Raw genomic sequence first — 1,183 nt, 5'->3', positions numbered from 1 at the left:
CCGCGATGCGACTCGTCGCCGCAATCAACACCGAGCTCGACGCCGGCCTCACCGTCCGATCGCTGTTCGAGGCGCCCACCGTCGCCGAGCTGGCGCCGCACGTGGAGGCCGGCGCCGGTCGCACGGACCGGTTGGTGGCCGCCGAGCGCCCGGCGCTGCTGCCGTTGTCGTTCGCGCAATCTCGCTTGTGGTTCATCGATCAATTCCAGGGTCCGTCGCCGGTGTACAACATGGCGGTCGCCCTCAAGCTCAACGGGCCGGTCGATACCGACGCGATGGCCGCCGCCCTGGACGACGTGGTGGCCCGCCACGAAAGCCTGCGCACCCGGTTCGTCGCCCCCGAAGGCACACCCCAGCAGGTGGTCGTCCCGCCCGAGCGCAGCGACGTCGGCTGGCAGGTCGTCGACGCCACACGCTGGCCTGCGTCGTGGCTGGCGGAGGCAACCCAGGAGGCGGCGCGCTACACATTCGACCTTGTGAACGAAATCCCTTTGCGGGCATGGATTTTCCAGACGGGCGACGACGAGCATGTCTTGGTGGCGGTGGTGCACCATATCGCCGCGGACGGGTGGTCGGTGGCGCCACTGGTGCGCGACCTCGGGGCGGCCTATGCCAGCAGGTCGTCCGGGCGGGCACCGGATTGGGAACCACTGCCGGTGCAATACGTGGACTACACGCTGTGGCAACGGGCCCAGTTCGGCGACCTCGAGGATCCGGGCAGCCCCATTGCCGGGCAGCTCGCCTACTGGGAAGAGGCCCTGGCCGGGCTGCCCGAACATGTTGAGCTGCCCACGGATCGACCGTATCCCTTGGTGGCCGACTACCGCGGATCCAGCGTGGACTTGCACTGGCCGGCCGAACTTCAGCAACGGGTCGCCCGCCTGGCGCGCGCACACAACGCGACCAGTTTCATGGTCGTCCAGGCCGCGCTGACCGTGCTGCTGTCCACGTTGAGCGCGAGTTCCGATGTTGCGGTGGGCTTTCCGATCGCAGGACGGCGTGACCCGGCCCTGGACGACGTGGTCGGATTCTTCGTCAACACCCTGGTGCTGCGAGTCGATCTGAGCGGCGACCCCAGCGTCGCCGAACTCCTTGCCCGGGTACGGCAGCGCAGCCTGGCCGCCTACGAACACCAGGACGTGCCCTTCGAGGTGCTGGTGGAGCGGCTCCATCCGGTCCGCAG

General features: G+C 68.8%; 1 protein-coding gene. It reads left to right on the top strand.

All coding sequences use genetic code 11. The annotated features are described in order from the left end of the window. On the top strand, nt 1–1,183 hold a 1,183-nt coding region (locus A5708_RS15295; protein ID WP_231117919.1), incomplete at both ends, for a condensation domain-containing protein.

This window comes from Mycobacterium colombiense (assembly GCF_001672755.1).
In the GTDB taxonomy this organism is placed as follows: Bacteria; Actinomycetota; Actinomycetes; order Mycobacteriales; family Mycobacteriaceae; genus Mycobacterium; species Mycobacterium colombiense_C.
This window is presented reverse-complemented; position numbering and strand designations above follow the sequence as displayed.